This window comes from Roseomonas sp. F4, from assembly GCF_053891155.1.
In genome coordinates this window covers 428,690-444,650 of record NZ_JBSSHK010000005.1, presented here as the reverse complement: position 1 = coordinate 444,650, position 15,961 = coordinate 428,690, and the positions used below count along the sequence as shown (strand labels likewise).

Below are 15,961 nucleotides of genomic sequence, written 5' to 3'. Positions count from 1 at the left end.
GGCCGCCGGTCAATCCGCCGTTAAGCGCGCCAAAGCGGCGAGGCCCGCGAAGGCCGGGGCGGGATGCGTCACCACCGCCAGAGGCACATCCGCCATCCAATGGCGCATCGGCGGCTTGGCCTCGAACTGCGCGCGGAATCGGGGCGCGTCCAGCAGGTGCAGCATGCGGGGCAGGATGCCGCCTGCGATAAACACGCCGCCCCGGGCACCCCAAGCCAGCGCCATGTCCCCGGCGAAGCCGGCGAGGAAGGCCAGGAAATGCGCCACCGTCTCCGCCGCCACAGGGCAGGTGCCGGCGGCGTCGAGGATGGCGGGCGGGGCGCGTTCCGGCACTGTGGCGCCCTGCAATTCGGCGACGATGGCATGCAGGTTGACCAGGCCCCGGCCGGACAGCGCCTGTTCCGCCCCGGCACGACCGCAGCGCGCGCGCAGCCCCGCGATCACCGCATCCTCCCGCGCCGTCTCCGCCGCCAGGCCGATATGCCCGCCCTCGGTCGGCACCGCGATGAAGCCGCTGGAACTCGGCACCAGCCCGGCCGCGCCGAGCCCCGTGCCAGGCCCCAGCACCAGCATGGGCGCAGTCGCCACCGCATGGCCGCCGCCGATGCGATGCAGGTCAGAGTTGGCCAGATGCGGCAGCGCATGGGCCAGCGCCATGAAGTCGTTCACCAGCCGCACGCGGGACAGGCCAAAGCGCGTCGCAATAGCGGTGCTGGACAGTGACCAATCCGCATTGGTCAGCCGCACCGGCTCCTCCAGCACCGGGCCCGCGAGCGCCAGCACGGCGCGGTCGATGGGGCCCGTGGGACTGAGGCGCCGCAGCGCCTCCGCCATGGCATCCTCCGCGGTGGGATAGCCCGCCACGGGCAGGATGCAGGGCGCGCTGACCTGCCCCTGCTCCAGCAAAGCAAAGCGGGCGTTGGTGCCCCCGATATCCGCCAGGAGAGCCCTCAGAACGTCGCCCTCCCGCCGCTGATATCGAAGGCCGCGCCGGTCGAGAAGGAGCAGTCCGGCGAGGACAGCCAGCAGATCAGCGCCGCGATCTCCTCCACCTCCACGAAGCGGCCCATCGGGATCTTGGACAGCATGAAGGCGATATGGGCCTCCGTCATCTGGTTGAAGATGTCGGTCTTGGCGGCGGCCGGCGTCACGCAATTCACCAGCACGTTCTTCTGCGCAAGCTCCTTCGCCAGCGACTTGGTCAGGCCGATCAGGCCGGCCTTGCTGGCGGAGTAATGCGCGGCATTGGGGTTGCCCTCCTTGCCTGCCACGGAGGCCACATTGACCACCCGGCCCCAGCCATTCGCCACCAGATGCGGCACCACCGCCTGGCAGACCAGGAAGGGCGCGGTCAGGTTCACCTCCACCACCCGGCGCCACTGCGCGGCGGGGATCTCGGTGACGGGCATATTGCCGCCGGTGATGCCGGCATTGTTGACCAGGATGTCGATCTTGCCATGGGCGGCGACGGTCTTGGTTGCCGCCTCCGCCACCGCCAGCTCATCCGTCAGGTCCAGCACCTGGGCGGAGACGGCACCATCGGCGGCCAGCGCCGCGCGGCTTTCCTCGGCCTTGGCCGGGTCGGCGTCCCAGATGGAGACAGCGGCACCGGAGGCCACCATGCGCCGCGCCACGGCCAGGCCGATGCCGCGCGCGCCCCCGGTGACGATGGCGACGCGGCCCTGAAGGTCCAGCTTATTCATGGGATGTCACCCCCTGCCGACGAAGGGCATCTTGCTGGCCATGATGGTCATGGTCAGCACATTGGTCTCCAGCGGCCAGGCGGCCATCTGCGCCACGGCGCGGCCGACGTGATCGACCTTCATCAGCGGCTCCGCCTTGATGGACCAATCCGCCTGCGGCACGCCCTTGGCCATGCGTTCCGCCATCGGGGTCGCGGCATTGCCGATGTCGATCTGCCCAACGGCGATGTCGAAGCGGCGGCCATCCAGGTTCATCGACTTGGTGAGGCCGGTCACTGCATGCTTGGTGGCGGTATAGGGCGCGCTGCCCGGCCGCGGCGCATGGGCGCTGATGGAGCCGTTGTTGATGATTCGCCCGCCCATCGGCGACTGCTTCGCCATCATGCGGAAGGCCGCATGGGCGCAGAGGAACACGCCGTTGAGATTGACATTCACCACCTTGAACCACTGTTCGGCCGTCAGCTCCTCGAACGGCGTACCGGGCACGTTGTTCCCGGCATTGTTGAACAGCAGGTCCAGCCGCCCGAATTCCTTTTCGATCGTGGCGAAGGCGGCATCGATCTGGGCGGGGTCGGTCACGTCCGCGGGAACCACCAGGGTTCCGCCCCCGGAACAGAGGCCCGCGGTCTCCTCCAGCGCGTCCTTGCGGCGGCCGAGCAGGGCCACGGTCCAGCCCTCCGCCGCCAGCGCGATGGAGGCCGCGCGGCCCACTCCGGACCCGGCGCCCGTCACCAATGCGTATTTCTGTGTCATTCGCGTTCCCCCTCAGCCGATCGGATGAGCAGGGTGGAGCGCCCGGGGCGGTTCTGTCCACCCGTGAGGCCCATGCATCCCATGTGCGGCCTTGCGGCACGGACCGTTCCGATGGGATAGCGGAGAGTGAATCTCCCGGCCGGACACCCCACGCCCCATGAGCATCCACGCCGCGCTCACGCATCGCACCAGCTACAGCTACGACCGACTGGTCGGCATGTCGCCGCAGCTCATCCGCCTGCGGCCGGCGCCGCATTGCCGCACGCCCATCCTGTCCTATTCCCTGGACATCTCGCCCAAGCCGCATTTCCTGAACTGGGTGCAGGACCCGCAGGGCAATTTCATCGCCCGGGTGGTGTTTCCGGAGCGGGTGCGGGAATTTGTCGTCACGGTGGATCTGCTGGCCGACATGGCCACGATCAACCCCTTCGACTTCTTCGTGGAACCGGAGGCCGAGCGCTTCCCCTTCACCTATGACCCGGTGCTGGCGCAGGAACTCGCCCCCTTCCGCCGCGTCACCGCCCCGGGCCCGCTGCTGGACGCCTATCTGAAGGGCATTCCGCGCGAAGCGCCGAGCACCGTGAACTACCTGGTGGATCTCAACCAGAAGCTGTCCACCGAGATCGCCTATATCGTCCGCATGGAACCCGGCGTCTGGACGCCGGAGGAAGTGCTGGCGAACCGCAAGGGGTCCTGCCGCGATTCGGGTTGGCTGCTGGTGCAGATCCTGCGCCATCTTGGCTTCGCGGCCCGCTTCGTCTCCGGGTACCTGATCCAGCTCGTGCCGGATGTGAAATCCGTCACCGGCCCGGTCGGCACCTCGGTCGATTTCACCGACCTGCATGCCTGGTGCGAGGTCTATGTCCCCGGCGCCGGCTGGATCGGCCTGGACGCCACCTCCGGCCTTCTGGCCGGGGAGGGCCATATCCCGCTGGCCGCGACGCCGGAGCCCGCCTCCGCCGCGGCGATCACCGGCGGGGTGGATGAAGCGGAGACCGAATTCGGCTTCCACATGGAAGTCCGCCGCGTCGCGCAGTCGCCGCGGGTGACCAAGCCCTACACCGAGGAGGACTGGGCGCGGATCATGGCGCTCGGCGGCAAGGTCGATGAGGCGCTCACCGCCGGCGATGTGCGCCTGACCGTGGGTGGCGAGCCGACCTTCGTGGCCGATGGCGACCGCGAGGCGGCGGAGTGGAACACCGACGCGCTGGGTCCCACCAAGCGCAAGCTCTCCGGCCAGTTGATCCGCCGCCTGCAGCCCCTTTGGGCGCCGGGCGCGGCGCTGACCTATGCGCAGGGCAAGTGGTATCCGGGGGAGCCGCTGCCGCGCTGGGGCCTGCATTGCCATTGGCGCGCGGATGGGGAGCCGGTCTGGACCGACCCGGCCTTGCTCGCCAGCGACGAGGACAGCGACACCGCCACGCCTGAGGACGCCGCGACCTTCGCCGCGACCCTGGCCAGCCGCCTCGGCCTCGACCCCGCGCTGCGCATCCCGGCGCGGGAGGATGTTCTCTACTACCTGTGGAAGGAGAAGATGCTCCCGGCCAATGTCGTGGCCGAGGATGCCAAGCTGAAGGACCCGCTGAAACGCGCGCGTCTCGCCCGGCTGTTCAGCCAGGGCCTGGCCGCCGAGGTTGGCTCCGTCCTGCCGCTGCGCCGCGCGGGCGTGGGGGAGGATCGCGCCTGGGAATCCGGCAAATGGTCCTTCCGCGATGGCGAGCTGCTGCTGGTGCCCGGCGACAGCCCCATGGGCTTTCGCCTGCCGCTGGACAGCCTGCCTTGGGCTTCCGAGGAGTCCATCGAGGCCGAGCCGGAGCCAGATCCCTTCGCCCGCCGCGAGCCGCTGCGCCCGCGTCAGGAAGGTCCGGCGCGTGCCCGCATCGTCGAACAGCCGGTGCCGGAGCCGGGGAAGGAGGAGCCGGGCGTGGTCCGCACCGCGCTCTGCGTCGAACCCCGCGGCGGCCTGATCCACATCTTCCTGCCGCCGCTGGCCGTGGTGCAGGACTGGCTGGACCTGGTCGCCGCCATCGAGGCGACGGCGCGGGAGACCGGGCGCAAGATCTTCCTGGAAGGCTATCTGCCGCCGCATGATCCGCGCCTGCTGAACTTCTCCGTCACCCCCGACCCGGGCGTGATCGAGGTGAACATCCACCCCTCCGCCAGCTGGGCCGAGACCAGCGCGCGCACCGAGACGCTGTATGAGGAAGCCCGCCAGATCGGGCTGGCCGCCGAGAAGTTCATGCTGGATGGCCGCCACGTCGGCACCGGCGGCGGCAACCACATGGTGATGGGCGCGGCGACGCCGACCGACAGCCCCTTCCTGCGCCGGCCGGACCTGCTGAAGTCGCTGGTCGGCTTCTGGCACAACCACCCGTCGCTCTCCTACCTGTTCAGCGGCATGTTCATCGGCCCGACCAGCCAGCATCCCCGCGTGGATGAGGCGCGCGGCGATGCGGTGCATGAGCTGGAGACGGCGCTGGCCCAGGTGCCACCGATGGGCACGGATGTGCCGCCCTGGCTCACCGACCGCATTTTTCGGAATCTGCTGGTCGATATGACCGGCAACACGCACCGGACCGAGTTCTGCATCGACAAGATGTATGATCCGGGCCGCGCCGGGGGCCGCCTCGGCCTGGTGGAGTTCCGCGGCTTCGAGATGCAGCCGCATTGGCGCATGTCGCTCGCCCAGCAATTGCTGCTGCGCGCTTTGGTCGCCGGCTTCTGGCAGCGCCCCTATGAGCGGAAGCTCATCAAATGGGGCACCCGCCTGCATGACGACTTCATGCTGCACCACCATGCCCGCCAGGATTTTGGCGAGGTCATCGAGGAGGTGCGGGCACTGGGCTATCCGGTGGACGCCGAGTGGTTCGAGCCGCATTTCGAATTCCGCTTCCCCAAGGTCGGCGAGATCGCCGTGCGGGGCATGGAGCTGGAACTGCGCAATGCGCTGGAGCCCTGGCATGTGCTCGGCGAGGAAGCCACCGCCGGCGGCACCACCCGCTATGTCGACAGCAGCGTGGAGCGCCTGCAGACCCGCGTCACCGGTTGGGTGGAGGAACGCTTCGTCCTGGCCTGCAACGGCGCCGCCGTGCCGCTGACGCCGACGGGGACGGAGGGTGAATATGTCGCCGGCGTGCGCTTCAAGGCCTGGGCGCCACCCAGCGCCCTGCACCCCACCGTGCGCGCCCAGGCGCCGCTGACCTTCGATATCTGGGATAGCTGGACCGGCCGCAGCCTCGGCGGCTGCCAGCACCATGTCGCGCATCCGGGCGGCCGCAACTACCAGACCTTCCCGGTCAATGCGAATGAGGCGGAGGCTCGGCGGCGCACGCTGTTCCAGCCCTTCGGCCATACGCCCGGTCCCATGCCCGCACCGCGCAGCGCGCCGTCCCGCGCCACGCCGCGAACCCTGGATCTGAGGCGCATATCCTGACCGACGCACCGGGACAGGCGGAGAATACCCCCCCGCAACTGGACGAGATGGTGGATGGCCGGGGCCAGGTCCGGCCGCATTGGCGCGGCCTGCTCGGCGCCTTTTCGTCCCTCGGCTACCCGGCGGTCGCCGAGCGTGGCCGACGGCTCGAACGCGCCTTTGAGGAGGAGGGGGTGGCGACCGTGCTGGCGGACAGCGCCACCCGCACCCGCCGCCCCTGGCGCTGCGACCCGGTGCCGCTGGTGCTCTCCGCCCGCGAATTCGCCATGCTGCAATCCGGCCTCGCCCAGCGCGCGCGGCTTATGGCGGCGATGCTGGACGACCTCTATGGCTCGCAGAGCCTGCTGGCGGAGGGCGTGCTGCCGGCGACGCTGGTCTTCGGCAATCCGCATTTCCTGCGCCCCTGCCGGGCGCCCGCGCCGGTCGGTTTCCCCCGCCTGACCTTCTACGGCGCCGATCTGCTGCGCGGGCCAGATGGCGTGTGGCGCGTGCTGGCGGATCGCTGCGGCGGCGCCAATGGCGTGGGCTTCGCGGCGGAAAACCGCAACCTGCTGGCCCGCGTGCTGCCCGAAGCCTTCCGCGCGGTGCAGGTGCGTTCGCTGCGGCCCTTCTTCGACACCTGGCTGGACGCGCTGCAAAGCCTGGCGCCGGCTGGCGTGGACAATCCGCGCCTCGCCTTGCTGACGCCGGGCGCCAAGCAGGAAACCTGGCTGGAGCATCTGTTCCTGTCGCGCGAACTCGGCCTGGAGCTGGTCGAGACCGGCGACCTGACGGTGCGGGAGGGCCAGGTTTTCCTGAAGACCCTGCGCGGCCTGCGCCGGGTGGATGTGATCCTGCGGCGGGTGAAGGGGGAAATGTCCGATCCTCTGGAATTCGACGGCGGCGGCGGCGTGCCGGGCCTGATGCAGACCATGCGGGACGGCGCCGTGCGGCTGGTGAACGCGCCCGGCTCCATGCTGACCGAAATGCCGGGCGCCGCGCCCTATCTGCCCGCCTGCGCCCGCGCCTTGCTGCATGAGGAGCTGGAATTGCAGGGGCTGGAGACCCTGTGGATGGGGGACGCGGACTCCCGCGCCCGGGTGCTGGCGGCGCCGGAGGCCTGGCGCCTGCGCTCCGCTTTCGAACCCGGCCCGCCGGTGCCGCTGGGCGCGCTGGAAGTGTTCTCCGACAAGGGCACCGCCGCCCCCTGGATGTTCGCCGCTACGCGTCCGCTGCCACCTTCCGGCGCGCCGCAGCTGGTGGGGGAGGGGCTGGAGCCGGCGCCGGTGGTGCTGCGCATGTTCCTGGCCCGCGACGCGATGGGGAACTGGCAGGCCATGCCCGGCGGCCTCGCCCATGTGCTGGAGGGCAGTGGCCCGATCGCCGGCCCGCCGCCGCGCCGAGGCTCGGCCAAGGATGTCTGGGTGCTGGCGGAGGATGCCGACGATATCGTTGGCCCGGCCGCGCCCCGTGGCGCCCCGCTGGCCATCCGCCGCGCCTCCGGCGACCTGCCGAGCCGGGTGGCGGATGACCTCTACTGGCTGGGTCGCTATGTCGAACGGCTGGATTCCGCGGCCCGGCTGATGCGGTCCCTGCTGGCACGCCTGCTGCGCGGCGCCGCCATGCCGCGCGAGATCGCGGAAGTGCGCGCCTTGGCCCGTTGCCTGCACGCCGCCGGCCTGATCGAGGCGGAGGCCGCCGCCAGCCCGGCCGATGGCACCGCCCTGCCGCGCGCGCTGCGTGCCGCCGCCGGGCCGGGTGGCGCGCTGCTCGGGCTGCTGGAGGCGGTGGAGCGGCCGCAGGTGGCGGTGCGGGACCGGCTGACCCATGACATGTGGGCGGCCTTCGCGCATCTCAGCCAGGAAGGCCGCGCCCGGCTGAAGCTGGGGACGCAGGGGGTGGATGCGCTCTCGCAATCCGTCACCGCCATCATCCGCTTCTGCACCGCCCTGTCTGGCATCGCGGCGGAGAACATGGTGCGCGGCGGCGCCTGGATGTTCCTCGATCTCGGCCGGCGGATCGAGCGTGCGACGGCGACGGCGCGCAACCTGGCCCATGCGCTGGATCAGCCGCCGGCAAGGCTGGAGGCGGGGCTGCGCCTGGCGCTGGAGCTGTGCGACAGCGCGCTGACCTATCGTGCCCGCTACCTGGCGGCGGTGCAGCCGGCGCCGGTGCTGGATCTGGTCCTGGCCGATCCGGGCAATCCCCGCGCTCTGGGCTATCAGCTTTCGGCCGTGTCCGAACGGCTGGCCGAGATTGGCGGGCCGGAGGATCTGCTGGCCGCCACTGCCGCCAGCCTCGCCGCCCGGCCGCAGGCCCTGGTGGATGCGGTGCTGGTGGCCGTGGACCGGGACGCGGCGACGGCCGCGTTGCCGGCGGCGCTGCATGCGCTGGAGGCGGAAACGGCGGCCCTGTCCGACGCGGTCGCGCGGCGCTATGTCAGCCATGTCCGCACCCATGCGCTGGGCGAGAGTGAATCCGGAAACTCCGACTAGATGACGCGCTATTCGCTGTCGCATCGCACCGCCTATCGCTACGGCCGCTCGGTCGATCTGGCCTCGCACCTTCTGCACCTGTCGCCGCGCGTGGTGCCGGGGCAGGTGGTGCGTCAGGCCGGCATCACCGTGCTGCCGGCCGAGGGCCAGCGCCGGGACGGCCATGACCATTTCGGCAATGGCGTCACCTGGCTGTTCCTGGGCACGCCGCATGACGCCTTCGAGGTGACGCTGGAGGCGGAGGTGGAGGTGGATTTCGCACCCCCGCCCCCTGCCGCCGAGACCCTGCCCTGGGAGGAGGTGCGCGCCGCCGCCCTGCGCCCGGAGGGCTGGGAGGCGGCGGAATTCGCCCTGCCCAGCGCCATGGCGCCGGCCGAGCACGCCGCCGGCCTCTATGCCGCCGAGAGCTTCCCGCCCGGCCGGCCGATCATGGCCGGGCTGCGGGAGCTGTGTGCGCGCATCCGCCGGGACTTCGCCTTCAAGGCCGGCGTCACCACCATCTCCACCCCCGTTAGCCAGGTGCTGGCCCTGCGCGCGGGGGTCTGCCAGGACTTTGCGCATCTGATGATCGCCGGGCTGCGGGCTCTGGGCCTGCCGGCGCGCTACGTCTCTGGCTATGTCCGCACCCGCCCGCCGCCGGGCCAAAAACGCCGGCAGGGGGCGGATCAGAGCCATGCCTGGGTCGGCGCCTGGATGGGGCCGCATCATGGCTGGGTGGACCTGGACCCGACCAATGACCTGGTGGTCTCGGATGAGCATCTGCTGCTCGGCTGGGGGCGCGATTTTGGCGATGTCAGCCCGGTGACGGGGATTCTGCTGGGCGGCGGGCGACAGAAGCTGACGGTGGGGGTGGATCTGATCGCGGAGTGACGACTGTCATCATTCCGACCCTCGACGCGGCGTAGGCCACGGCGGCAGTTTCCGCCCCCTGCCGACAGGGAACCGCCCGTGACCACCACCTTCGCCAGCTACAACATCCAATACGGCAAGGGCCAGGACGGCCTGTATGACCTGGAGCGCATCGCGCGGGAGGTCGAATCCGCCGATGTCATCGCCATGCAGGAAGTCGCCACCGGCTTCGCGCGCAACGATTTCGTGGACCAGGCCGCCTGGTTCGCCGAGCGGCTGGACCGCCACATGGTCTTCGGCGCCACCTATGACGTGGACGCCAGCTTTCGCGATGGCAGCGGCCGCCTGGTGAATCGGCGGCGGCGCTTCGGCAATGCGGTGTTCTCCCGTTTCCCGATCCGCTCCACCCGCACTCTGCCTCTGCCCTTCCTGCCGCCGGCGGCGGAGCAGGATGTGCAGCGCTGCGCGGTGGAGGCGGTGATCGACCTGCCAAGTGGGCCGATCCGCGTCTATTCCATCCATCTGTCGCATCTGACGCCGGGCACGCGCATCCCGCAGGTGCAGGCCTTGAAGGCGATGGTGGCCAGCGCGCCGCGCGACGGCATGGCCTGGGCCAATGGCCGCGACAATGACTGGACGGAGGGCTGGGCCGAGCCCGCCCCGCCCGAGCCCTGCATCCTGTTCGGCGACTTCAACCTGCGCCCGGACGGCCCCGAATACCCGCTGCTGGTGGGCGACCCGACGCGCCGCCGCGGCCGCGTCGCCGTGCGCGGCCAGTTCGCCGATTCCTGGGTGCTGGCCGGGAACGCCGAACTATCCGGCTACACGCTGGCGGAATGGCAGGGGGAGGAGGGCGCGCGGATCGACTACGCCTTCCTGCACCCGTCGCTGGTGCCGGCGTTCCGCGCCGCCCGCATCGACACGGACGCCAAGGGCAGCGACCATCTGCCGATCTTCCTGGAGATGGATTTCGGCTGAATCCATGTAGGCTCCGCCTTCGGATGAAGGAGGCGGGGCGATGAAGATCGGTCTGGTTGGGGCGGCGCAATCCATGGTGGCGGGGCTCGGCGGCCCCGCCGAAATCCGCGCGGTGGTGGCGCCCAAGACAGTCGTGCAGGCCTATCCCGCCCGCCTGCCGGTCTTCGCCCATACCGAGGTCGAATATGCCATGCAGGCGCTGAGCTATCTGGAGGCGGGGCTGACGGCCGCCAGCCAGGGCTGCCATGCATTGGTGCTGAACTCGCTCTCCGATTACGGGCTGGCGGCGCTGAAATCGGCGGTGGAACTGCCGGTGGTGGGCGCGGCGGAATCCAGCCTGCGCTTCATGCCGAGCCTCGGCCCGCGCTTTTCCATCGTCACCGTCTGGCCGGAGACAACCAATTTCATGCCGCGCCGGATGCTGGAGGCGTATGGCGCCGCCGCCCATTGCATCCGCATCCGCAATGTCGGCACCGCCGAGCTGCTGGCCGGCGAGGGCCGGCCGGATGGCTTCCTGCGGGAGATGCAGACCGGCCAGCAGGCCATTCTCGACCGCATCGTCGCGCAATGCGAGGCGGCGATGGCGGAGGACGACATCGACGCCATCCTGCTCGGCTGCACCTGCATGTCGCCGATCGCGGAGCGCATCGCCGCCCGCATCGAGATCCCTGTGGTCAATCCGCTCGCCATCGCCGTGAAGACCGCCGAGATGCAGGCCAGCCTCGGCCTGCGCGCCGGCCGTCGCGGCCAGGGCGCACCCCGCCCGGCAAGCCTCGACCTGCTGCGCCGGATGATCGCGCCGGTGGCGGGGGTGGAGCCTGACTGTCCGGTCTGCGTGGTGGCGGCGGCGGAATAGCCTTAGGCGGCGGCTTGGGCCGCCAGCCGCCGATAGCGTTCGCGTGCCGCTTCCAGATGTTGCCGCATGGCGGCGCGGGCGGCGGCCGGGTCACTGGCCTCGATCGCCTGGGCCACCAGCCGGTGCTCGCCGCGCACCTGGGCCAGATACTGCTTCCGCTCCGCCTCGCTGCGCTCCACCAGGCCGAGCGCCCGGCGCGGGATGGCGTGGCGGCCGAGCACTTCCAGGAAGCGCAGGAAATGCGGATTGCCCGTGGCCATGAAGATGGCGCGGTGCAGGGCGAAATCGGCCTCCGCCGCATCGCCGCCGGCGGCCACGGCGGCATCGAACACCGCCTCCGCCTCCCCGATCGCGGCCAGGGCGGCGGGGCTGCGGCGTTCGGCGGCAAGGCCCGCGGCCTCCACCTCCAGCGCCAGGCGCAGCTCCAGCACCTGGATGACCTGTTGCAGCCCCTCGGCCTCGCTCGGGGTCAGGCGGAAGATGCCCTCTCCGGGGCGTTCGGTGACGAAGGCGCCGACGCCCTGACGAGTGAAGACCAGCCCTTCCGCCCGCAGCGCCGCCACAGCCTCCCGCACCACGGTGCGGCTGACGCCGGCCTCGCGCATCAGATCCTGTTCGGTGGGCAGACGTGCGCCGGGGGAGAGACGGCCGGAGCGGATTTCCTCCGCCAGCCGGTGCACCAGAGCGCCAGTCAGGTTGGCGGCCGGGCGCAGCGGCGGCATGCCGATGTCGCGGCGCATCATGGGGCGGGCGCCCGGAGGGGCGAATGGATCGGTTCAGGATAGGTCATCATATGATACGATGACCCTAGGACCTGCCTCGCGCGGCGTCAACGCGCCGTCAGGCGACGCCTTCGGCGGAGACGCCGGCCTCTGCCGCCGAGATCAGCCGCCCTTCGAACCATAGCGCGGCGGCGACCGCGGACATGGCGCGCCCGTCATGGCCGACGCCGGCGACCGGCACCAGCGACCAGTTGCAGGCGACGCCGCGCCGCGCCGCTTCCGCCTGGCCCGCCGCCAGATAGTGATGGGCACGGGCGAAGCGGTGCGGCCCCTGCGCCAGCGCGGCGGGGGTGGATGGCAGGGAGGTGCCGGTGGCAATGTCCTGGTCGCCCGCCAGGATGGTCATGGGATAGGCGAGCAGGGCCAGAACCTCCGCATCACCGAGCCCGATGCCGCCCATGCCCTCGGGAAAAGGCTTGTCGAGCGTCGGCAGGGTGTACCAGCCGGGATTGCCGATGGTCGCGGCTTCCAGCCAGTCATGCGGCTGGGTGGACATCAGGCGATGGCCGAACTGGCCGCCGGCGGAATGGCCAAATAGATGCGCCTTGGCGCGGGTGGTGACGCCGGCCTCCCGCAGGGCGGCGAAGACCCGGCGTGGGATGCTATAGCCCCAGCTGGCGCAAGGCCGTACGCTGCCATCCTCGGCGATCACCTGGCCGTTGTTGTAGTACTCGGCCTCCGGCCAGGCGGCCTTGCCGTAGGTGGGGGCGACGATCAGCAGCCCATGCCGGTCCGCCGCCGCCACCCAGAAATCGCGATAGTCGTCGCCATTCCGCTGCATGCCGTGCTGCACGATCACCACCGGATTCTCCGGCCGGTGATTCGCGGGGCGGTAGCCATGCAGCGTCAGCGGCCGTGCCAGGTCAGATTCGGCATCGGCCCAGGGGATCGCGACTCGGCCGGGCTGGGCGAAAGCCTGGGCGAGGGGGCTGAGCGGCGGGTTCATGCGGGACCGGACCTTCCATGCCGCGCCCGGGAAGGGCGCGGCTGAAAGCTCAGGTCACCCTGAAATTGGCGAATTGCCAAGGATCGGCCTGATCCACCGCCTCGGGGAACAGAACCGCGCGGTCCTGCAGCGGGGTCCAGTCGGAATATTCGCCGACCACCTCGCCCAGATAGGGCGCGCAGATCTCTAGAACCCGGGCGTGGTCGATCTCGTCCGACTCCACCAGGCCCTGGCGCGGATTCTCCATCGCCCAGATCACGCCCGCCAGCACGGCCGCCGTCACCTGAAGCGAGGTGGCGTTGTTGTGCGGCGCCGCGCGGCGCGCTTCCTCGATGGTCAGGCGGGAACCGTACCAATAGGCGCCCTTGGCATGGCCCATCAGCAGCACGCCGAGCTCGTCCATCCCCTGGGTGATCTCATCCGTCATCAGCCGCTTCTCCGGCTGCATCTGCCAGTTCTTGCCGGCCAGCTCATGCACCGACAGCACCGCGTCGTCGCAGGGGTGGTAGGCGTAATGCGCCGTAGGGCGGTAGGTCACGGCGCCGGAGGCATCGCGCAGCGTGTAGTAGTCGGCCAGCGAGATGCTCTCATTGTGGGTGATGAGGAAGCCATGCATCGGCCCCTCCAGCGGCGTCCATGTGCGCACGCGGGTGGAGGCGCCGGGGCGCATCAGATAGATCGCCGCATCGCAGCCAAAGCCGTGGCGATGGCCATCGGGCGGCAGCGCGGATTCGTGGCTGCCCCAGCCGAGCTCGGCGGGCTGGCAGCCCTCACCAACAAAGCCATCGACCGACCAGGTGTTGACGAACTCGCCCGGCTTCTTCGGGCGGTCGGCCACCTGGGTGTCACGCTCCGCGATATGGATCACCTTCACGCCGAGATCGCTGGCGATCTTCGCCCATGCGGTGCGGTCGGAAGCCGGCGGCGGCGTCTCGATGGGCGCGCCGGTGTCGCGGGCGATGTCCAGCAGCGCCTGCTTCACGAAATGGCTGACGAGACCAGGGTTCGCGCCATGCGCCGTGATGCTGGTGGGGCCGCCGACGAAATCCGGACGCAGCGCGATCGCCGCTTCCCGCATCGCATAGTTGGAGCGCTGCGAGGGCGTCAGCGACGTGTCCGTGTAGCCGCCCGCCCAGGGCTCCACGACGGTGTCGAGATACAGCACGTCGAGCTTCTGACACAGCTTCATCAACTCGACCGAGGACACGTCCACCGACAGGTTCAGAAGGAAGTCGCCCGGCGCCAGCAGGGGCGTCAGCAGCTCGGCAAAATTCTCGCGCGTCGCCGCCTGCAGGATGAAGCGGATGCCGTATTCGGCCGCCACCTCCTCGCCGCGGGTCTCCGCGGTGACGATGGTGATGCGCTCGGCCGGGATGGCGATGTGCCGCAGGATCAGCGGCAGCACGCCCTGGCCGATGGAGCCGAAGCCCAGCATGACAAGGCGGCCCGAAAATTCTGCATGCTTCATCGTCGAGGCACTCCGTTCAAGTTTGGTGGGTGGGAGGCGGTTCATACCGCCTCCCTGTTTCAGGCCGCTTGCACGGATTGCACATAGCCCGGTGTTTCGAGCAGCGGCAGGTCCGCCACCTCCACCACGCCGGCACGGTCCATGCCGTTGAACCCAGTGCGCAGGCAGGCGCCATAGGCCCCGAGCTGGCCGATCTCGATCCAGTCGCCCTCTGCCACATCGGTCGGCAGCAGGAAGGGGCCTTCCATGCGGTCCGCGGTGTCGCAGGTGGGGCCGAAGAAGCTGAAGGGCATGGTTGCCGCCTCGCTGGCGGAACCGGGCCGGATCAGCTTCACCGGGAAGCGGAAACCCGGCACGCCGGCATCGGACAGCGCACCATAGACGCCGTCATTGATGAACAGCATCCCGTCGCGCCGCGCCTGCACCTGCACGACGATGGAGGCACCGCCCGCCACCAGGGCGCGGCCCGGCTCCGCCCACATCTCCACCCCCGGCAGCGCCGCCTCGGCAAAGGCCGTGGCGATGCTGTCCATGAAGGCCGAGAGCGGCGGCGGCACGACATCCGGATAGGCGACGGGGAAGCCGCCGCCGACATCCAGAACGTCCACCGCCACGCCCGCCTCCCGGATCACGGACGCCGCCAGCGCGATCGCGCTGGCATAGGCGGACGGGTCCAGGCATTGCGAGCCGACATGGAAGGACACCCCGAGCTTTCCGGCATGGGAGCGCGCCGCGCGCAGCAGCGCCACCGCTTCCGCCGGCTCCGCGCCGAATTTCCCGGAAAGGTCATAGACCGCGCTGCCCTTCGGCAGGCCGAGGCGGATGATGAGGTTCAGGCCCTCACCCCCCGTCTCGTCGAGGATCTTGGCCAGCTCCGCCGCGGAATCCAGCACGAAGTCGCGCACGCCGTGGGTCGCATAGGCCTCATGGATCGCGCCGCGCGCCTTAACCGGGTGCATGAAGTGGATCACCGCCTCTGGGAACAGGCTGCGCACCAGGCGCACTTCGCCGGCGGAGGCGCAGTCGAAATGCCGCAGGCCACCGGCCCAGAGCGCGCGCAGCACCGTGGGGTCCGGGTTGCACTTCACCGCATACATGGTGGTGCCCGGGAAGGCCGCCTGGAACGTCGCACCAGCCGCGCTGATGGTCGCCGGCCGCAGGCAGTGCAGCGGATCCTCCGGCCGCAGCGCCGCGACCACGCCGGCCACATGGGCGGGCAGGGCAGGGGTGGCGGGGCGGCGAAGCGGTGCGGTGGCGCCGCGGAAGCGAAGGACGGTCATGGCGGGCTCCCTGAGGCCGGAGGGTTGGAACAGCGCGGGTAATTGGCCCGCCGCCGCGTCAAAGCCCCTGGGGCGACGCGGCGGCGGGAAGGAGGGAACCGGGGCCGATCGGCGCGCACCCCCGAGGCGCCGCGCACGGCACGCCCGCCACCTTGCGGTGGGGAACGGGACGCGGGCGGCGGAAGCGTCGCGAACCGGCGCCTCAGACCCTCGGGCCTGGACGGGCGGAATGCGGCGCTTCGGGCGCGGTCACGCGGTCAGTACGGGAGAGATCCCGGCTTCGCGCGGCGGCGATCAGGCGACACAGGCGGTTCCCTCGAACCTTCCGGCCCTTGCGGACCGGCGTGAACAAAGGACGCGTCCCGTCGTTGCTGTGCCCCGGAAAGGCGGGGGCTCGCGGCACGTGCGATGGCGTCAGGGCAGCGCGGCAAGGCAACAG

General features: G+C 70.5%; 12 protein-coding genes. 5 read left to right on the top strand and 7 right to left on the bottom strand.

Translation table 11 applies throughout. The features are described 5' to 3' along the window. Window positions 1–9: 9 nt before the first annotated feature. Genes ACVFYP_RS21890 through ACVFYP_RS21880 form a run of 3 tightly spaced genes read right to left on the bottom strand, consistent with a single transcriptional unit; the run spans window position 10 to window position 2,456 of the window. Window positions 10–933 carry a glucokinase gene (locus tag ACVFYP_RS21890; RefSeq protein WP_499202553.1) on the bottom strand — a complete coding sequence of 308 codons (924 nt, stop codon included), beginning with the start codon at window positions 931–933 and terminating at the stop codon, window positions 10–12. 17 nt (window positions 934–950) lie between these two features. Continuing rightward, on the bottom strand, window positions 951–1,703 hold the full coding sequence (locus ACVFYP_RS21885) for an SDR family NAD(P)-dependent oxidoreductase (RefSeq protein ID WP_499202336.1): 753 nt from the start codon (window positions 1,701–1,703) through the stop codon (window positions 951–953). A 6-nt stretch (window positions 1,704–1,709) separates the two neighbouring features. Continuing rightward, entirely contained in the window at window positions 1,710–2,456 is a 747-nt protein-coding gene (locus ACVFYP_RS21880) for an SDR family oxidoreductase (protein ID WP_499202335.1), read from the bottom strand. A gap of 157 nt (window positions 2,457–2,613) precedes the next feature. Between ACVFYP_RS21880 and ACVFYP_RS21875 the strand changes: the two genes are divergently transcribed. The 5 genes from ACVFYP_RS21875 (at window position 2,614) to ACVFYP_RS21855 (ending at window position 11,046) form a co-directional block, all read left to right on the top strand. Then, the gene (locus ACVFYP_RS21875) at window positions 2,614–5,889 is read left to right on the top strand and encodes a transglutaminase family protein (RefSeq protein ID WP_499202334.1); all 3,276 of its coding nucleotides are present in this window, start codon (window positions 2,614–2,616) and stop codon (window positions 5,887–5,889) included. Window positions 5,890–5,936: 47 nt separating this feature from the next. Next, complete coding sequence (locus ACVFYP_RS21870) at window positions 5,937–8,363, top strand: circularly permuted type 2 ATP-grasp protein (RefSeq protein ID WP_499202333.1); 2,427 nt, start codon at window positions 5,937–5,939, stop codon at window positions 8,361–8,363. Next, window positions 8,364–9,233 carry a transglutaminase family protein gene (locus ACVFYP_RS21865; RefSeq protein WP_499202332.1) on the top strand — a complete coding sequence of 290 codons (870 nt, stop codon included), beginning with the start codon at window positions 8,364–8,366 and terminating at the stop codon, window positions 9,231–9,233. A gap of 78 nt (window positions 9,234–9,311) precedes the next feature. Then, the gene (locus ACVFYP_RS21860; protein WP_499202331.1) at window positions 9,312–10,190 is read left to right on the top strand and encodes an endonuclease/exonuclease/phosphatase family protein; all 879 of its coding nucleotides are present in this window, start codon (window positions 9,312–9,314) and stop codon (window positions 10,188–10,190) included. 40 nt (window positions 10,191–10,230) lie between these two features. Beyond that, window positions 10,231–11,046, top strand: coding sequence for an aspartate/glutamate racemase family protein (locus ACVFYP_RS21855; RefSeq protein WP_499202330.1), 816 nt, complete (start codon window positions 10,231–10,233; stop codon window positions 11,044–11,046). A gap of 2 nt (window positions 11,047–11,048) precedes the next feature. Here ACVFYP_RS21855 and ACVFYP_RS21850 read toward each other — a convergent pair whose 3' ends face one another. The 4 genes from ACVFYP_RS21850 to ACVFYP_RS21835 all read right to left on the bottom strand — a co-directional run bounded on the left by ACVFYP_RS21850 (window position 11,049) and on the right by ACVFYP_RS21835 (window position 15,522). After that, window positions 11,049–11,789, bottom strand: a complete 741-nt coding sequence (locus ACVFYP_RS21850) for a FadR/GntR family transcriptional regulator (RefSeq protein ID WP_499202329.1) — start codon at window positions 11,787–11,789, stop codon at window positions 11,049–11,051. 97 nt (window positions 11,790–11,886) lie between these two features. Continuing rightward, window positions 11,887–12,774: an alpha/beta hydrolase family protein gene (locus tag ACVFYP_RS21845; protein ID WP_499202328.1), complete on the bottom strand. Its 888-nt coding sequence runs from the start codon at window positions 12,772–12,774 to the stop codon at window positions 11,887–11,889. A 49-nt stretch (window positions 12,775–12,823) separates the two neighbouring features. Continuing rightward, window positions 12,824–14,242 (bottom strand): homospermidine synthase, encoded by a 1,419-nt coding sequence (locus tag ACVFYP_RS21840; protein WP_499202327.1) that lies wholly within the window; start codon window positions 14,240–14,242, stop codon window positions 12,824–12,826. A 59-nt stretch (window positions 14,243–14,301) separates the two neighbouring features. Continuing rightward, window positions 14,302–15,522 carry a type III PLP-dependent enzyme gene (locus ACVFYP_RS21835; RefSeq protein WP_499202326.1) on the bottom strand — a complete coding sequence of 407 codons (1,221 nt, stop codon included), beginning with the start codon at window positions 15,520–15,522 and terminating at the stop codon, window positions 14,302–14,304. Between the last annotated feature and the right edge of the window lie 439 nt (window positions 15,523–15,961).